The organism is Negativicutes bacterium (assembly GCA_018052945.1).
Taxonomy (GTDB): Bacteria; Bacillota; Negativicutes; order JAGPMH01; family JAGPMH01; genus JAGPMH01.
This window is the reverse complement of the sequence record JAGPMH010000035.1, coordinates 1-17,291: the sequence shown is the minus strand read 5'-3', so window position 1 is coordinate 17,291 and position 17,291 is coordinate 1. Positions and strand designations below refer to the sequence as shown.

Sequence of the window (17,291 nt, the reverse complement as noted above, 5' to 3'; positions counted from 1 at the left end):
TCTAGTTACTGCGCAAAGAATGAGAAAAAATTAAAAATCGTCAGATAAGATTAGTTAGTACCTAAAGGTAATTTTGACTTGATCTTATCTGTTTTTTTTATCATTTAGTGATAATTTTTAAAAAATACAATAAAAAACAGTTAAAATAAATGTAATTTAATGTTATGATATTCTTAATGATGTCAAAGCTGGGATAAATTGAACATTAAGAGGTGTTGCTATGAAAGTTATGGCTATTCAAATGCCGATTAAAGATGGCGATGTAGAAGCAAATAAACTTAAAGTGGAACAATTATTGGACTTGCACAGTGGGGCCGATTTATATTTATTACCTGAACTTTGGAGTAGTGGTTTTTTTATTGATAAATGGCAAGATATTGCTGAGAATAGTACCCCGGAGCTGTTACGTTGGTTGAGTCAAGAAGCAGCTAAAAGAAAAATATATTTAGCCGGTAGTCTTATTACGAAGAATGATGAAGGTAATTATGTTAACCGTTTAACGATGTTTAATCGAGAAGGTAAACTGATGGTGGAATATGATAAAGTTCATTTATTTTTACCAATGGGTGAGGGCTTTTTAGAGCGGGGACAAAAAGTTAATATTGTGGAAATTGAAGGTTATAGAATTGCCTTTGGTATATGTTATGATTTAAGATTTCCGGAAATGTTTCGTAAACTGGCTTTAAAAACTGTTGATTTATTTTTAGTAGTGGCAGAGTGGCCGAAAGAGCGCTACGATGCTTTGATTAATTTAGCGGCGGCTCGAGCGATTGAAAATCAATGTTATTTATTATTGTCAAATCGTATCGGTAAAGATTGCTTTAGAGAAAGTTTTGCCGGAGCATCAGGATTATATGGTCCTTGGGGCCCGATTGTTTTTAGTTATGATGAAGGTGCGTTTGGTGGAGAAATCAATTTAAATGACTTAAAGGCAGCGCGAGAAGTCTTAAATGTATTTGATGAAAGAGTCGAAGGAGTCGATTTTTAAGGAGAAGGTTTTATCACTAAGAAATAAGGAAAAAAGCTGGTATTAATGTAATATTTGATAATTTTTCTCTCATTAAAATAAAAAGAAAGCACCGATAATGGTTAGATTATCGGTGCTTTCTTTTTATTTGTGAAGAATCATGTTACAGAAATATTTATGCCAGCTTAAGTCTTGAGTTAACTCAGGATGAAATGAGGTAACTAGCATATTGTCTTGTTTAGCAGCGACGATATTATTATCAATTTTTGCTAAAACTTCAACATGTTCTTGGGCAACTTCAATATAGGGTGCTCTAATGAATATTAATGGGATAGGATTATTTGAAATTTCCGGTAAATTAATATCGGTTTGAAAACTATCCAGTTGGCTACCATAAGCATTTCTTTTTACAGTAATATCCATCGTAGCAAAATAGGTTTCAGCTTGGTTGCTAATGTTTTTTGCTAATAAAATCATACCGGCACAAGTTCCCCAAACCGGTAGACCGTCTTTAATTTTTTGAGCAATTGGCTCTAATAAATTAAAGTAATTTAAAATTTTACCCATAGCGGTTGATTCGCCACCGGGTAAGATTAAGCCGTCAATACTATTTAAATCGGCTAAGGTTTTAACTTCTCTCACTGTTACAGCAGGTAGTTTTTTTAAGCAATTGATGTGTTCGGCAATAGCTCCTTGTAGTGCTAAGACCCCAACGGTAATCATTTTACCAACCTCTGTTTGCTAATAATTGATTTGTTGCTAATGTATCGATTTCAATGCCAACCATTGGCTCGCCTAAATCTTCAGAGATTTTAGCTAATTTTTCCGGATCGTTATAATAAGTTGTAGCTTCAACAATGGCTTTTGCACGTTTAGCTGGATCCCCAGATTTGAAGATTCCGGAACCAACGAATACTCCGTCAACACCTAATTGCATCATTAACGCAGCGTCAGCCGGAGTAGCAATACCGCCGGCTGCGAAATTAACAACCGGTAGCTTCCCGTGTTCATGAACGAATTTAATTAATTCAAACGGAGCAGCATATTCTTTGGCGATGGTCATTAATTCAGTAGGAGAGGCCATTTGGACTCTGCGCATATCATTAGTGATTTCTCTCATATGACGCACTGCCTCAACAACGTTTCCTGTTCCAGCTTCGCCTTTTGTACGCACCATCGAAGCGCCTTCGCCAATACGGCGTAATGCTTCACCAAGATTTCTAGCGCCACAAACGAACGGAATTTTAAAGGCTGTTTTATCAATGTGGTTAATATCATCAGCTGGTGTTAATACTTCACTTTCGTCAATGTAATCAATACCGATTGCTTCTAAAATTTGTGCTTCCACAAAATGACCGATGCGTGCTTTAGCCATAACCGGAATTGACACGGCCTCTTTTATTTCTCTAATCATTTTAGGATCAGACATTCTCGCTACGCCGCCTTCTTTTCTGATATCGGCTGGAACTCTTTCTAACGCCATTACAGCAACCGCACCGGCAGCTTCGGCTATTTTAGCTTGCTCAACGTTGGTAACATCCATAATTACGCCACCTTTTAACATTTGGGCTAAGTTTTTGTTTAATTCGTATCTACTCATGAAAAATACCTCGCTTTATTATTTTTAATTTGCTAAAATAATTGTATCAATACAATTATTTTAATTTGGCAACAAATTTGTATCATTTTAGCAAAGGTAAGAAGGCAAAACAATATGAGTAAAGAAATTTTTGATTTTGTATCGATACAATTAAATAAAAATTGTAAGACCGCCTTATATGTTCAATTATATGATGAGATTAGAGAAATGATTATTACAGGGAAATTAAGTCATGGTTTTTTACTACCGCCTGTTCGTAAATTAGCACAATCTTTAGAGATTAATGCGGGAACAGTGATGAGCGCTTATAAATTATTAGAACAAAACGGCTATATTTTTTCCCGTAGTGGTAGTGGTAGTTATGTTGCTGAATTATCAGCTCAGGAGGAACTTGATAATAATGATAATGTTAGTGTAGAAGAGTTTGAAACTTTTCGCTTTAAAACGGAGCAAGAAAGTTTGAGCTACATTGATTTAGCCGGTATTAATCCTGATCCTGATTTGATTTCGATAGAAGATTTTAAGATGGTTTTGATTGAAGTATTAGATCGCGATAAGGGCCATGCGTTTGGTTATCAAGATAGCCAAGGATTTTTGCCACTGCGCCAAGCGATTGCCGATAATTTAAAAAAACAAAACATTAATATTACGAAAAATAACATTCAAGTAATTTCTGGAGCACAACAAGGGATTGATATTGTTGCTAAAGCGGTAGTAGAATATGGTGACTATGTTTTTGTAGAAAAACCAACTTATCCAGGAGCTATTGCCGCTTTTAAATCTCGAGGCGCTAAATTAGTTTCGATAAATTTGCAACAAGATGGTCTTGATATTGAGGATTTAGAGAATAAAATAAAAAAATTCAGACCTAAACTATTATATATTATGCCTAATATTCAAAACCCCACCGGCTATACTTATTCTTTAGCTAAGCGCAATAGATTAATGGGGTTAGCGCGATATTATAATGTGTTAATTTTAGAAGATGATTATATTAGTGATTTATCTTATAACAATAATAATCCGGCACCTTTAAAAGCTTTAGATCGAGATGAAAGAATTATTTACTTAAAAAGTTATTCTAAAATATTTATGCCGGGGTTGCGGTTGGCGTTTTTGACGGTGCCGGAAAAATTAGTTAATAAATTTTTGGCGGTAAAACAACACTCTGATATTGCTACTTCCGGCTTAACGCAACGAGCCTTTGATTTATATTTGCGCAAAGGCATTTGGTATGAACATATTAACACTATTAGAAGTATTTATTATGAGCGGTATCAATTTACCTTAAAGCTGATTAAAGAACTAATGCCACCAACGGTAAAATGTGATGAGCCTAATGGCGGGTTGGCGTTGTGGTTAGAATTACCGAGCGGTATTTCAGCTAACAGGGTTGTAGCGTTAGCCCTACAACAAAAAGTCTTAGTAACAGCAGGGACGCCTTTTTTTGTGCGCCAAGCAGTGGATCGGTATTTACGCATAAGCTTTGCCTTAGCACAACCGACAGAAATAAAAAAGGGGCTAAGGATAATAGCTGATATTGTAAAAAAATATTAGCTATATTATAATTAAAAATAGAATTTAAATTACGGAGGTAAGGCAATGAAAAAAATATTTTCGTTAGCACTAATTTTAGTAATGTCGATGGTGGTTCTAACAGGGTGTGGTAATAATCAACAAGGGAAAACTGATAAGAAAATTATTGTGGGCTTAGATGACAATTTCCCGCCAATGGGTTTTATTGGTGATAACAATGAAATTATTGGATTTGATATTGATTTAGCAAAAGAAGCTTCTAAAAGATTAGGACGTGAAGTTGAATTTAGACCAATCGATTGGAGCAGTAAAGAAGTTGAACTTAGTAGTGGTCGTATTGATATTTTGTGGAATGGGCTAGATATTACGGAAAAGAGAAAAGAAAATATTTTATTCAGCGATCCTTATATGGATAGTAAACAATTAATATTTGTAAACCCTAATTCGCCGATTAAAGCAGTAGCTGATTTAGCTGGCAAAAAAGTGGGGGTACAAGAAGGCAGTACTGCTGATGAAACATTAGCGACTGATGAAGCTTTGAAAAAATCTATTAAAGAAGTGAAAAAATATCCTGATTGTATTTCAGCGTTAATGGATTTAGAAGCTGGTCGTGTGGATGCGATAGTGACAGATGAAATTATTGGTCGTTATTATATGTCGAAAAACAAAGAATCCTTTGTGGTATTAGAAGAGCCGGTTGGTCCAGTTGGAACATTTGGTATTGGTTTCCGTAAAGATGATCAAAAATTAAGAGATGATGTACAAAAAGTAATTAATGAAATGAAAAAAGATGGTACTGCTAGTAAAATTTCAATGAAATGGTTTAATAAAGATATTATTAAGTAGCGCAAAAGAGCCAAGGGCAATTGCCATTGGCTCTTTTTTTGTTTATAATTATTTAGTGTTTTAGTGTTTTGAAGTATTACTGAGTCATAGACCGATAGAAAGAGGAGAAAAAAATGGAAAAGCTTATAGCGATGTTGGTACCAATGTTAGAAGGATTAGGTATAACGTTAGAGGTTTTTATAATAACTTTGGCTTTGTCATTACCGTTAGGATTAATGTTAGCGTTAGCACGAATTTCGAATTGTAAACCGTTAAGTTTCATTGTTGAAACTTATATTTGGTTAATGCGAGGAACTCCGCTGATGTTACAATTGTTATTTGTTTATTATGCCTTGCCGTCAGTGGGGATTAAAATGAGTGATATGACGGCAGCGTTATTAGCATTTAGTCTTAATTATGCAGCATATTTTGCGGAAATTTTTCGCTCAGGGATTCAGTCTATTGAAAGAGGACAGTATGAAGCTGCTAAATGCTTAGGTTTTAGTTATATTCAGACGATGCGAAGAATTATTATCCCACAGATGATAAAACGAGTGTTACCGCCGATTAGCAATGAAACTATAACCTTAGTAAAAGATACATCATTAATTTATGTTTTGGCAATGAATGATTTGTTAAGGGTAGCGCGCAGCATTGTGCAACGTGAATTTGATATGACACCATTTATCATTGCCGGAATTTTTTATTTGGGCATGACGTTAGTTTTAACAGCAATATTTAAAAATTTAGAAAAAAAATATGCGGCGTATGATGAGTAGGAGACTATGATGAATATGATAAAAGTAGTGGACCTTCACAAAAAATTTAATAATTTAGAAGTTTTAAAAGGAATTAACCTTAATGTCAATAAAGGTGATGTGGTTGCGATTATTGGTCCTTCTGGTTCTGGTAAAAGTACATTATTACGTTGTCTGAACAGACTGGAAATCATCGATAAAGGGTTGATTGCGGTTGAGGGCGATATTTTAGTAGAGACTGTGGACAATGTTGCTAAATATGCGCAAGAGTCAGTAGCGAAGGAAATTTGCGCTAAAATGGGGATGGTTTTTCAGCATTTTAATTTATTTCCGCATATGACAGTATTGCAAAATTTGATTGAAGCACCAATCTTAATTAAAGGGTTGAAAAAAGAAGCAATAATTCCGATTGCGGAAGAACTATTAGATAAAGTCGGCTTACTAAGTAAAAAGAATAATTACCCTTCACGCTTGTCGGGCGGACAAAAACAGCGGGTAGCGATTGCTCGAGCGTTAGCAATGAATCCTGAAATTATGCTATTTGATGAACCGACTTCGGCTCTTGATCCGGAATTAACCGGAGAAGTGTTAAAAGCGATGCGACAGTTAGCGCAAGAGCATATGACAATGTTGATAGTTACTCATGAAATGGCGTTTGCACGTGAAGTCGCAAACCATGTTATTTTTATGGATAATGGTGAAATTGTAGAAGAAGGCAACCCTGAAGCTGTCTTTAATAACCCGCAACACCCAAGAACACAAGCGTTTTTAAATAGTATGTTGTAATAACTTTAAAAATATGTCTATTTAATAAATTTTTTGTAATAAAATGTTGTATATAGCTGATAATTACTTTATAATTAAAAGGGTAATTATAAAATTGTATATTCTACTACCGAATGAAGTTTACGGAAGAGTGGCTGTTAGCCCGCCGAAGGAGTAACACTTTCAGGCATTTGTTTTGACAAAAGGAACCGTAAATGGACGGGACTCTGGAGAGGGCCCTTAGATGGGACGCCGAAGGTGAAAATTAACTGAGGTCATCAGTTAACAAATCTCTCAGGCAAAAGGACAGAGACAAGCTATATAATATTTTCAAGATATTTTTATATAGTTTTGCCATTATGTTGATATTCAGAGTCGAATCATTTTGATTTGGCTCTTTTTGTTTTCATGCCTTCTTTTTAGCAAGTGGTTATACAAGAATATAATACATATTTTATAATTGTAAGGAGACTTAATATGAAAAAAACGAAACTTTTTTCGCTGGCTGTGGTTGTATGTCTATTAGCAACGGTATTGACAGGATGTGGTGCTAACTCTAATACTATTAAAATCGGCTTGTTAAATGAATTAACAGGTGGAAATGCAACTTTTGGTACGTCTGCTGCTAATGGTGCAAAATTGGCCATAAAAGAAGCTAATGCTAAAGGTGGAGTATTAGGAAAACAAATTCAAGGTGTGGATGCTGATAACAAATCAGAACCGGCAGAAGCGGCAAATGCGATGACGAAGTTGTTAAACCAAGATAAAGTTGTTGCGGTAACAGGTACTTTTTCTAGCTCGAATGCGATTGCAGCTGCTAGCGTTGCGGCTTCGGGGAAAATCCCATACTTAGCAGTGGGGGCAACAAATCCTAAGGTTACAGTTGATGAAAAAACTAATAATGTTAATCCTTATGCGTTCCGTGTTTGTTTCATTGATCCATTCCAAGGAACAGTAGGCGCTAACTTTGTTCTTAATAATTTAAAACTTAAAAAAGCGGTATTGCTAATTGATAGTAGCAGTGATTATAGTAAGGGCTTAGCAGATTTTTTCAAAGATGCTTTTGTTAAAAATGGTGGTAGCATCTTAGGTGAAGAAGCTTACTTGCAAAAAGATACTGATTTTAAAGCGACTTTAACAAAAATTAAAGCTCTTAATCCGGAAGTTATTTATTTACCAGGTTATTATGAAGAAGTTGGCAAAATTGTTAAACAAGCTAGAGAATTGGGCATTATGGCACCAATCGTTGGTGGTGATGGTTGGGATTCACCGAAATTAGTGGAACTAGCTGGTCCATTAGCATTAAATAATACTTATTTTACCAATCATTATTCAGTAGAAGATACTAACCCTGTATCACAAGCTTTTGTGGAAGCTTACACTAAAGAATATGGACAAAAACCAGATGCGTTAGCGGTGTTAGGCTATGATGCAGCTAATATTCTAATTGATGCTATTACCAGAGCTGGTAGCACTGATAGCGATAAAATTCGTGAAGCTTTAATGAATACTAAAGACTTCCCAGCAATTACTGGTGCTACAACATTAGATGAAAAACATAATGCAGTAAAAAGTGCTGTTATTATTGAAATGAAAGATGGCAAGCAATTATTTAAGGCAAATGTTAAACCATAATAATATAATAAATTAAATAAAAGTGTCGGTTCGTTATGAACCGACACTTTTGTTTGTTATGAAATATTATGCTAAAATGGAGTCAATATGTGAATGTAAGTCGAGCAATGATCCGGAATAATCGGCGGTTATAGCCAAATTTTCGGTGTTAATGATGGTATCTGTGACAAGATATGTTTTTATGCCTAACTTGCCGGCAATTAAGTCCTCTTTAACATCATTGCCAATCATTAAGCATTCCCTTGGTGAACAACCAAGTTTTTCGACGATTTCTTGATAATATTCAATATTAGGTTTGCAAAAATGACTAGTTTCATAACTTGTAATTAGTTTAAAAGGAATGTCATGCAATTTGCCCCAAGATAATCTTGAATGGACTGCTTTTAATGGGAACAAGGGATTTGTTGCCAATACTAAGGGAATGTTTTTTTGTAATAATTTATGCAAAATTTGTTTAGCGGTTGTTTCTTTGGCAATGTAGCTTAACTGATTAAAATCATCAGTATAAAAACTTTCCAGTACCGGTAACAGTTTTTCGCGAGGTAAATCAATGTTTTTATTAAGATGTTCCCAAAAAACTTCGGCATTTGTTTTAGTGCCATCCAAATTTTGAATCATTTGTTGTGTAGCATTCATAACATGGCTGACGAATAATTTAGGCTCGGTTAGACTAGAAACTTTATTACCTAATAAATGCATATAGCGACTGAGAAACTCGGTATGATCAAAGTGAATTAACGTACCATCTAAATCAAATAAGACGTATTTAATCATGGTATCCTCCGATATAATTATTAAAAATTGTAATTTTAAAAGTATTATAACGCAAAAAACTTTTTGTTGCAAAAAAGTTGTAATAAACTATTGCCTTTTTTACTTAAACAATCAATAATATTGTTACAATGCTAATTTGAGGTTGATTATCAGTTAATACTATGATTTATTAATGAGGTATAATTTATGAATAATTTTATTATAAAAATTTGTTGTGTGCTTGCCGGCTTGTTGTTTTTGTTGCCTGTTACTACACAGGCTGCGTCTTTAAGCAATTTAACTAAAATTGAAAACATCAGGGCTTATACCGGTGGTGATGATCAAGTGAGAATTGTGGTTGATGCCGCTGGGCCGGTTAAATATAATAGTTTTGTTTTATCTAATCCCGGCCGAATTGCTATTGATATTAAGGGGGCTTGGTTAGGACCTTCGGTGCCAAAAGTTACTAATATTAATAGTGACTTGGTTGGCAAGGTTCGGATTAGCCAGTTTGATAAAGAAACGGTCAGAGTGGTAGTGGAAGCTAATGTCAGCAAAGAAAAATATAAGATTTTTGCCTTAGGTGCTAATAAGGAGGCTAATAAATCTTATCGTATAGTGATGGATTTTGGAAATTTAGATCAAGCAAATGGTACTGTTAAAGCACAAGTTGATGATACTTTAAAGAAAAATAATACAGCAGAGTTTCCGACGCCTAAAGAAATCAAATTTTTTGACAAACCGGGCTTACAAGGAAAAGTTATTGCGATTGATCCAGGGCATGGCGGTAGTGATCCCGGAGCGATTGGTCCGACCGGTTTAACAGAGAAGGAAGTTACACTTAATGTGGGATTAAAGCTTAAAAAATTGCTTGAAGCTGAGGGTGCTACTGTTATTATGACTAGAACTACCGATATTGATGTCGCCAGACCTAATGCGTCGGCGAAAGAAGAGTTGCAGGCGAGAGTTGATATTGCCAACAAAGCTAATGCGGATGTCTTTGTTAGTATTCATATGGATTCCTTTGTAAATGGCAGTGTCGGGGGAACTTCTACTTATATTTATCCGAAAACTACCGGTGATTTGCGGTTAGGTAGTTTTATCAGAAAGGGATTATTGGAAAAACTTAGTACCGATGATCGCAATACCAGAAATTGCAATTTTTATGTGGTTAAGTTTACTAAGATGCCAGCTACTTTGGCAGAGGTTGCTTTTATTTCCAATAGTACAGAGGAAAAAATGCTCAGATCATCAGCTGGTACTGATAAAGCGGCACAGGGTTTTCTAAGCGGTCTACAAAACTATTTTTCAAACGCTAAATAAGATTCAGTAAACTTGACGGTACTTGGAAATTTATTATAAAATAGATTGATGCTATAATCAAAGACTCTGCAAAAGCGGATAATGACTTTTCGCGGAGTCTTTTGTGCTTTATAAATAAAATTAGGTAGTGCGTAGGAGGAGATATTTTGTATTGGAATAAGACTATTGAAACTATGGATCCTGCTCAAATGCGTCAATTACAAGAAACAAGATTATGTGACTTGGTGAAAAGATTATATAGTGGTTCGGAATTTTATCGTAATCGCTTTCAGGAACAAGGGATTTTGCCGGAAGACATTACAAAATTAGAAGACCTTGCTAAACTACCATTTACCGTGAAACAAGATTTGCGGGATACTTACCCGTACGGGATGTTTGCTGTTCCGGCTAGCCAAATTGTGAGAATACATGCTTCTAGTGGAACTACCGGTAAACCAATCGTTGTAGGCTATACTAAAAAAGACATTGGAATTTGGTCGGAAGTGATGGCGAGAGCTTATACTAGCGCTGGCATAAATAAACATTCTGTGGTGCAAATTGCGTATGGTTATGGCTTATTTACTGGGGGCTTAGGGGCTCATTATGGTGCTGAGACTGTCGGTGCATCAGTTATTCCGATTTCAGTAGGTAGTACTAATAAACAAGTGGCGTTGATGTGTGATTTTGGAACGACGGCAATTGCTTGTACGCCATCTTATGCTTTATATATTGCTGAAACTATGAGGGAAATGGGAATTGATCCTAAGAGCACTAACTTAAAAACAGGTTTATTTGGTGCTGAACCATGGTCAGAAAAAATGAGAGATGAAATTGAAAAACAATTAGGCATATCAGCGCATGATATTTACGGATTAAGTGAAATAATTGGGCCAGGAGTTGCGTGCGAATGTGAGTATAAAAATGGTGGACATATTTATGAAGATCATTTTTATCCGGAAATTATTAATCCGGTGACCGGGGAAGTGTTACCTATTGGAGAAAAGGGAGAGTTGGTCTTAACAACTTTAACTAAAGAAGGAATTCCAATGGTACGTTATCGGACGAAGGACTTAACAACCTTGAATCGTGAAGTTTGTGATTGTGGTAGAACTTTGGTACGAATGGGTAAAATTTTAGGTCGTTCTGATGATATGTTGATAATAAGAGGAATCAATGTGTTCCCATCGCAGGTTGAAAGTGTGTTATTAGGGTTAGGAGCGACGGCGCCACATTATCAATTGATTGTAGAGCGTGAAGGCTTATTGGATACTTTGACAGTATTAGTTGAAGTTACGCCAGAAATGTTTTCTGATGAAATAAAACAAATGGAAAATTTAGAGCGAAAAATTAAAGCCGAATTGACTAGTGTGCTTAGTATTTCCGCAAAAGTCAAGTTGGTAGCACCGAAAACGATTGAACGTTCAGAAGGAAAAGCTAAACGTGTAATTGATAAACGAAAAATATAAGTAGAGGTGATAAATATGCTGATTGATCAATTATCAGTTTTTGTTGAAAATAAACCGGGAACTTTATTTGAAGTTTTGAATGATTTAGCACAGAAAAATATTAATATCAGAGCGATGTCCTTAGCGGATACAGCTGATTTTGGTATTTTAAGAATAATCGTTAATAATCCGGCGGAGGTCGAGGCTGACCTGAAAAATAGTGGCTTTGCCGTAAAAACTAATAAGGTTTTGGCGTGTCGAGTGGCTGATGTGCCTGGTGGGTTAGGGAAGATTGTTGAGGTTTTAGCACAAAACGGGATTAATTTAGAATACTTATATGGTTGTGCGTCATCACCTGACAATGAAGCGAAAATTATCTTAAAAGTAGATCAAATTGTTGCTGCGGAAAAAGCGTTGCAAGGGTGTTTAACGGAAGATAAAAAAGATTTGTTTTGAAGATAGATTAGTATAAAGAAAAGGGAAGATTTAAATGGTTGATAATAATAATTTTTCACAAGAAATTAATGAGGAAATAGCAGCCTTTCTGGAAAAAAGAAAAAAATCTTTATTAAAGTATAAAGTAAAAGAAGAAAATAAATTAATTGATGTTTTAATGAGCTTAACGAAGACTGAACTTGACGATATTAGGATTAATTTAGGTGTTGGTGGTACAAGTTCGCTAAAAAAACAAGAGTTGGCAGATGCATTGGCGGGTGCAATTCTTAATTTTGCACCAAATTGGCTGGCTAATATTGAAAATGAACAGTATGAATTATTAAATAAAATAGTGCAATCTGAAACTTGTATTAAAGGTGATATTATAACGCCATCACAAGTGGATTATTTAAGCTCTATCGGCATCGTTTTTAGTGGTAGCAAGGATAAAGAACACTATTTATTTATTCCGGAAGAACTTAAAGAAATTTTTAAAAATATCAATAACAAAAGCTTCAAAAAGAAAGTTTTACTAAATAATGAAACGGTTAGATTGGCGACGGGTATTTTATTTTATTATGGTTACCTTGATTATGAGCAATTATATGAAATGGTAACGAGAATTATTAATAAAAAAGAAATTTCCCTAGATCGTTTTGTTGGGGTATTAATAAATGGCTCTTGTTGGCAAGATGAGATTATTACGCTAGAAATTGGTGCTCAACATATTAATGTTGTTAATCCGGAAGAGTTAATTGAGACACAACTGGAGTGGTCAAAAGAAGAATTTAGACCATTAAGTTATGAGGAAATTTATCAAGCGGGGCAACCTGGTTATGTTGTAAAAAATCAACAATATTTGCAAATGGAAAAGTTTTTAGCAGAAAAACTGAATGTTTCTATAGAAGAAGTAAATGGTTTTATGCAAGATATAATCATTATGATTATGAATGAAGAGACTTCCGCGTTTATTTTTGATTACATGCAAGATATGATTGCTATTCCAAATCAAAAAATTGCGAAACAGTTAAGTTTGTTATTGCTAGAATTATATAATAGTGTTAATATCTTCAAGCTAAAAGGCTATACTTTAAATGAGCTTGATAAAATGATGGGAAAAACAGCTAAAGGCTTGGTCGTAAGTAAAGCTCGGGGGAAAGATAACGTAATTAGAGTTTCCTTTGGTGAGAAAACATTAGGCCGTAATGAACCATGTCCTTGTGGTAGTGGTAAAAAATATAAAAAATGTTGCATGATCATAAAAGAATAAAAATAAGATGAAGCAGATGGCTCTAGTTTAGAGCATCTGCCTTTCTTTTAATATGGTGCAGTGAGGTTAAAATGAGACAAACATTCAGTATAAAAGAAAAAATAAACTCCTTGGTAGTGGTATTATTGCCGATTATCATAACTCAATTATCATTAGTTTCTACAGGCTTTTTTGATACCGTTATGGCGGGTAATGTTAGTGGAATTGCATTAGCCGGCGTTGCAATTGGCGTTAACTTATGGATGCCAATTTTAAATGGTAGTATTGGGATAATTTCCGGCTTAACGCCGATTATTTCGCAATTATATGGTGCCAAAGAGGAAGAAAAAATAATTAATGTTGTAATTCAAGGGCTATATGTTGCCACAATTTTGACAGTGTTGATTATTATTGGGCAAATTTTTGTAGTTGATAGTATTATTGCTAGTATGAATTTAGAGTATGAAGTAGAACATACCGCTAAAGGATTTTTACAGGCAATTTCTTGTGGTATTTTACCGCTCTTTTTTGCAATTGTAATGCGTAATTTTATTGACTCGCTCGGTAAGACCAGGGTTACGATGCTGATAACAATCTTGGCAGTGCCGTTTAATATTCTTATGAATTACTTATTTATTTTTGGTAAATGTGGCTTTCCGGAGCTTGGGGGAATTGGTGCCGGGGTCGGATCGGCTATTACCTATTGGTTTATGGCAATAATGAATATTGTGGTATTGCTAAAATTAAAACCATTTACGGATTACTTAAAATATCAAAAACACTATAAACCTAATCTACAGTTATGGAAAGAACAGATAAAAATCGGATTGCCGATTGGGATTGCTATTTTTTGTGAGGTTAGTATTTTTGCAGCAGTAGCCTTGTTTATGGCGGAATATGGTACTGCTGTAATCGCAGCCCATCAGGCCGCGATTACTTTTGCCGCACTTGTGTACATGATTCCGATCAGTATCAGTATGGCATTAACGATTATTATCGGTTTTGAAGTTGGGGCAAAAAGATTTAAAGATGCGGTTGAATATACTTATTTGGGCATAGGGATTGCTATTTTTTTCTCAGTAATATTTGGACTAATATTTTATGCTTTTAATGAAAATATTGCTCTACTTTATACTAAAGAAATAGCCGTTTTTAATTTGATTAAGACTTTTTTAATATATGCAATTTTCTTTCAATTATCGGATGCGATTAATGCACCAATTCAAGGTGCACTGCGAGGTTATAAAGATGTTAATATAACTTTGATAATGGCGATAATATCATATTGGATAGTAGGGTTGCCGGTCGGTTATATTTTGGCAAAAGTTTGTAACTTTGGTCCATATGGCTATTGGTTGGGATTGATTGGCGGGTTGGCAGTAAGTGCAGTAGCGTTAAGCTTTAGGCTGAAATTAATCCAAAAACAGAAAGCCGGTTGGTGAGTTTATGTTAAGAAAAATTGTGGTTTTGTTAATGGTCTATTTGCTTTATGGTCAAAGTCTAATGGCTAATGCTGCTGTTGAAAATATTATTTTAACTTATCAAGATGATCCTCGGCACAGCCAAAGTATAACTTGGCAAACTAAGACCAAAGATGTTGCTAACTTTTTATATGTTACTACGGATAAAACAAAAAAATGGGCAAAATATCAAGCTACCATCCAAGAGTTTGTTACAACGGATGAGTTGATTTATCTTCATACTGTTAAGCTAAATGATTTAAAAAGTGATCAACAATATTTTTATGAAATCAGTAATAGTCACGAAAAACTGGAGGAAGGTACTTTTAAGACTGCCGGTGAGAAAAACCCGAAATTTCTAATTTTTGGGGACTCGCAAAGCGTTAATTACAGCACCTGGCAACAAACTTTGACTAATGCTGTTAAGTTTAATCCAACTGTAGATTTTTTTGTTAATGTCGGTGATTTAGTTGATGTTGGGCAGGACTATAAGCAATGGCAAAAATTTCTGGCAGCTAGTAAAATTATTAGCAAAAATTTAAGTTTTGTTCCCGTAGTCGGTAATCATGAAACTTATGTTGGTGATGGAACTTTTGCGATGCCAACATATTTTACGACTCAATTAAAAGTGCCGACTAATGGACCGCCGGAATTAAAAGGACAAGTATATTCTTTTGATTATGGACAAATTCATTTTGTAGTGTTAGATAGCCAATTTGGTGAAGAACGAGCATTTGTGCCAAATTCTTTAGAGCTACAAAAGCAATGGTTAATACGAGATTTAGCCAACAATAAAAAACCTTATACTATTGTTTTTATGCATAGAAATCCTTATCATAGTGGTAACAGTTCTAAACTTGAGGCAACAGCTGGGTTTATTCCAATTTTTGATTTATATAAGGTTAATTTAGTTTTTTGTGGGCATGAACATGTGGTAGCCAAAACTTATCCCTTAATAGCTGATAAGAATGATGAAAACGGGACTAGTTATTTTACTTGTGGTCGTAGTGGTACGAAAATTTATAATAACAAAGAACAAAAAAGCTATCATGAGTATTTTTATAATATTACAGCCCAACCAACTTATTTTACAGTAGAACTCAATGATAATGCCTTTGTGGTCAAAGCTTACACTCAAGACGGTAATTTATTACAAGATAGTATAATAAAAGTAAAGGCTGATTAAAGTCTTTTTTGTCGAAATAAATTGAAAAAGAATAAATATAAAGTATAATGAAAGTATTAAAGCATTAATAAACTTCAGTTTTCAGAGGTGAGATTATTAAAAAGTACATCATTTCAATAATAATGGGTATAGTGTTGTGGTGTGGTGCAAATGTAACACAAGCCAGTACCTTAACTGAATATCAAAACGCTGAAAATGAATATTTACAAGCAGTCATATCATTGGCAACATACTCTGACCGCATTGGGCAATTTGCTCGTTATGCGTTAAATGAGCAGGGCTGGGATATTATTGAATATCAAGATAAATATCAAAATGCTCATGCCAGAATAATTTTGGCGAAAAAGAAAGATCTTAGTGGGGCGGAACTTTATATTTTAGCTGTTCCGGGAACTGAAAATTTAAAAGATGCAGTAATAGATTTAACTTTTGATAAAGTTTATTTTGCCGGTCATAACCCCACTGAGTTTGTAGAAAATGCTAATAAGAAGAATGTGAGCAATGATTTACCGAAAGTCCATAAGGGCTTTAATAAATATACTCAAGCCATGTTTAGTGAAAAAATGTTACAGCTTAATGAAGAATATCAAGAGCATATTATTCATTTATTAAAAAATAATCCTCAGGCTAAAGTTTATTTAACAGGTCATAGTTTAGGGGGAGCGGTTGCCACAATTGGAGCAGCGCGCTTAATTAGTATGGATATAGATCCCAAGCAAATTGAAGTATTAACTTTTGGTGCTCCGGCTGTCGGTAATCAAGCCTTTGCCGATGAAATTGGCACTAAAATAAACTTAAAACGAGTTGTTTTAGCTGGTGATGGAATTGTCGACTCTTTTAAGGTTATGGTGGGTGGCTATGTCCAATTTGGTAAAGAAGAAAAATGGAAGCTAGCTTCATCTGTAGCTAAACATCCGCATCGGATTTTGGCATATGTTGATGCAGCGATTAGAAATTATTACGACAAAAAAGCAGAGGCTGAAAATAATAATGAACTTTATAGTCCTGTTGAGAAAAATAGTAAGGGAAAAGAAAAAGTTAGTATTGCTAAGCTTAATATAAAAGCACCGCTTGAATTAACAGATGATTTTTACTACATGGAACAAGTAATGGCTGATGTATATCGTAATCATCTAGGAAGTTATGAGTTTATTGCCGAAGCGGGACAAGGCGTAACGGAAAATTTAGATAGTGCCAAAAGGCAACAGTCGGAATTTTTATTTATTCCTGAAATAGAAATTTATAATGATAAAACTGCCAAAGGCAAAGTCTATAAAGTTCAGCTTACATTATATGTATATAATGTAGTGAAAGGAACCTTAGAAAAGGCATTTGTGTATTGTAATGATACGGACAGTTTTACGCCGATTGAAGC

16 protein-coding genes and 1 riboswitch are annotated in these 17,291 nt (G+C 34.6%); of the genes, 13 read left to right on the top strand and 3 right to left on the bottom strand.

All coding sequences use genetic code 11. From position 1 onward, the window contains the following. The first annotated feature begins 220 nt into the window (after positions 1-220). The gene (locus KBI38_06230; protein MBP8629654.1) at positions 221-988 is read left to right on the top strand and encodes a hypothetical protein; all 768 of its coding nucleotides are present in this window, start codon (positions 221-223) and stop codon (positions 986-988) included. A 123-nt stretch (positions 989-1,111) separates the two neighbouring features. Here the strand turns inward: KBI38_06230 and pdxT are convergent, their stop codons facing one another. Both pdxT and pdxS read right to left on the bottom strand, forming a co-directional pair. After that, positions 1,112-1,690, bottom strand: a complete 579-nt coding sequence (gene pdxT, locus KBI38_06225; GenBank protein MBP8629653.1) for a pyridoxal 5'-phosphate synthase glutaminase subunit PdxT — start codon at positions 1,688-1,690, stop codon at positions 1,112-1,114. 1 nt (position 1,691) lies between these two features. Continuing rightward, positions 1,692-2,567, bottom strand: coding sequence for a pyridoxal 5'-phosphate synthase lyase subunit PdxS (pdxS, locus tag KBI38_06220; protein MBP8629652.1), 876 nt, complete (start codon positions 2,565-2,567; stop codon positions 1,692-1,694). A 114-nt stretch (positions 2,568-2,681) separates the two neighbouring features. Here pdxS and KBI38_06215 point away from each other — a divergent pair, with 114 nt between their 5' ends. The 5 genes from KBI38_06215 to KBI38_06195 all read left to right on the top strand — a co-directional run bounded on the left by KBI38_06215 (position 2,682) and on the right by KBI38_06195 (position 8,086). After that, positions 2,682-4,124: a PLP-dependent aminotransferase family protein gene (locus KBI38_06215; GenBank protein ID MBP8629651.1), complete on the top strand. Its 1,443-nt coding sequence runs from the start codon at positions 2,682-2,684 to the stop codon at positions 4,122-4,124. 45 nt (positions 4,125-4,169) lie between these two features. Continuing rightward, complete coding sequence (locus KBI38_06210; protein MBP8629650.1) at positions 4,170-4,949, top strand: amino acid ABC transporter substrate-binding protein; 780 nt, start codon at positions 4,170-4,172, stop codon at positions 4,947-4,949. A 113-nt stretch (positions 4,950-5,062) separates the two neighbouring features. After that, positions 5,063-5,707: an amino acid ABC transporter permease gene (locus KBI38_06205; GenBank protein ID MBP8629649.1), complete on the top strand. Its 645-nt coding sequence runs from the start codon at positions 5,063-5,065 to the stop codon at positions 5,705-5,707. A 15-nt stretch (positions 5,708-5,722) separates the two neighbouring features. Beyond that, positions 5,723-6,472, top strand: coding sequence for an amino acid ABC transporter ATP-binding protein (locus KBI38_06200; protein MBP8629648.1), 750 nt, complete (start codon positions 5,723-5,725; stop codon positions 6,470-6,472). A 196-nt stretch (positions 6,473-6,668) separates the two neighbouring features. Then, positions 6,669-6,771, top strand: a riboswitch (glycine riboswitch). Positions 6,772-6,928: 157 nt separating this feature from the next. Then, entirely contained in the window at positions 6,929-8,086 is a 1,158-nt protein-coding gene (locus KBI38_06195) for an ABC transporter substrate-binding protein (protein ID MBP8629647.1), read from the top strand. A gap of 66 nt (positions 8,087-8,152) precedes the next feature. On the opposite strand, the gene KBI38_06190 is transcribed toward KBI38_06195, so the two are convergent. Then, positions 8,153-8,860 carry an HAD family hydrolase gene (locus tag KBI38_06190; GenBank protein ID MBP8629646.1) on the bottom strand — a complete coding sequence of 236 codons (708 nt, stop codon included), beginning with the start codon at positions 8,858-8,860 and terminating at the stop codon, positions 8,153-8,155. Positions 8,861-9,046: 186 nt separating this feature from the next. On the opposite strand from KBI38_06190, the gene KBI38_06185 reads away from it, so the two are divergent. The 7 genes from KBI38_06185 to KBI38_06155 all read left to right on the top strand — a co-directional run. Beyond that, positions 9,047-10,162, top strand: a complete 1,116-nt coding sequence (locus KBI38_06185) for an N-acetylmuramoyl-L-alanine amidase (protein ID MBP8629645.1) — start codon at positions 9,047-9,049, stop codon at positions 10,160-10,162. Positions 10,163-10,305: 143 nt separating this feature from the next. Then, on the top strand, positions 10,306-11,607 hold the full coding sequence (locus KBI38_06180) for a phenylacetate--CoA ligase (protein ID MBP8629644.1): 1,302 nt from the start codon (positions 10,306-10,308) through the stop codon (positions 11,605-11,607). 15 nt (positions 11,608-11,622) lie between these two features. Beyond that, the gene (locus KBI38_06175) at positions 11,623-12,042 is read left to right on the top strand and encodes an ACT domain-containing protein (GenBank protein MBP8629643.1); all 420 of its coding nucleotides are present in this window, start codon (positions 11,623-11,625) and stop codon (positions 12,040-12,042) included. Between the two features lie 34 nt (positions 12,043-12,076). After that, complete coding sequence (locus KBI38_06170; GenBank protein ID MBP8629642.1) at positions 12,077-13,291, top strand: SEC-C domain-containing protein; 1,215 nt, start codon at positions 12,077-12,079, stop codon at positions 13,289-13,291. A 71-nt stretch (positions 13,292-13,362) separates the two neighbouring features. Further along, entirely contained in the window at positions 13,363-14,712 is a 1,350-nt protein-coding gene (locus KBI38_06165) for an MATE family efflux transporter (protein ID MBP8629641.1), read from the top strand. Positions 14,713-14,716: 4 nt separating this feature from the next. After that, a complete protein-coding gene (locus KBI38_06160; protein ID MBP8629640.1) occupies positions 14,717-15,916 on the top strand; it encodes a metallophosphoesterase family protein in 1,200 nt (399 codons plus the stop codon). Positions 15,917-16,050: 134 nt separating this feature from the next. Then, positions 16,051-17,291: lipase family protein (locus KBI38_06155; protein MBP8629639.1), on the top strand; the 1,241-nt coding region annotated here is incomplete at its 3' end.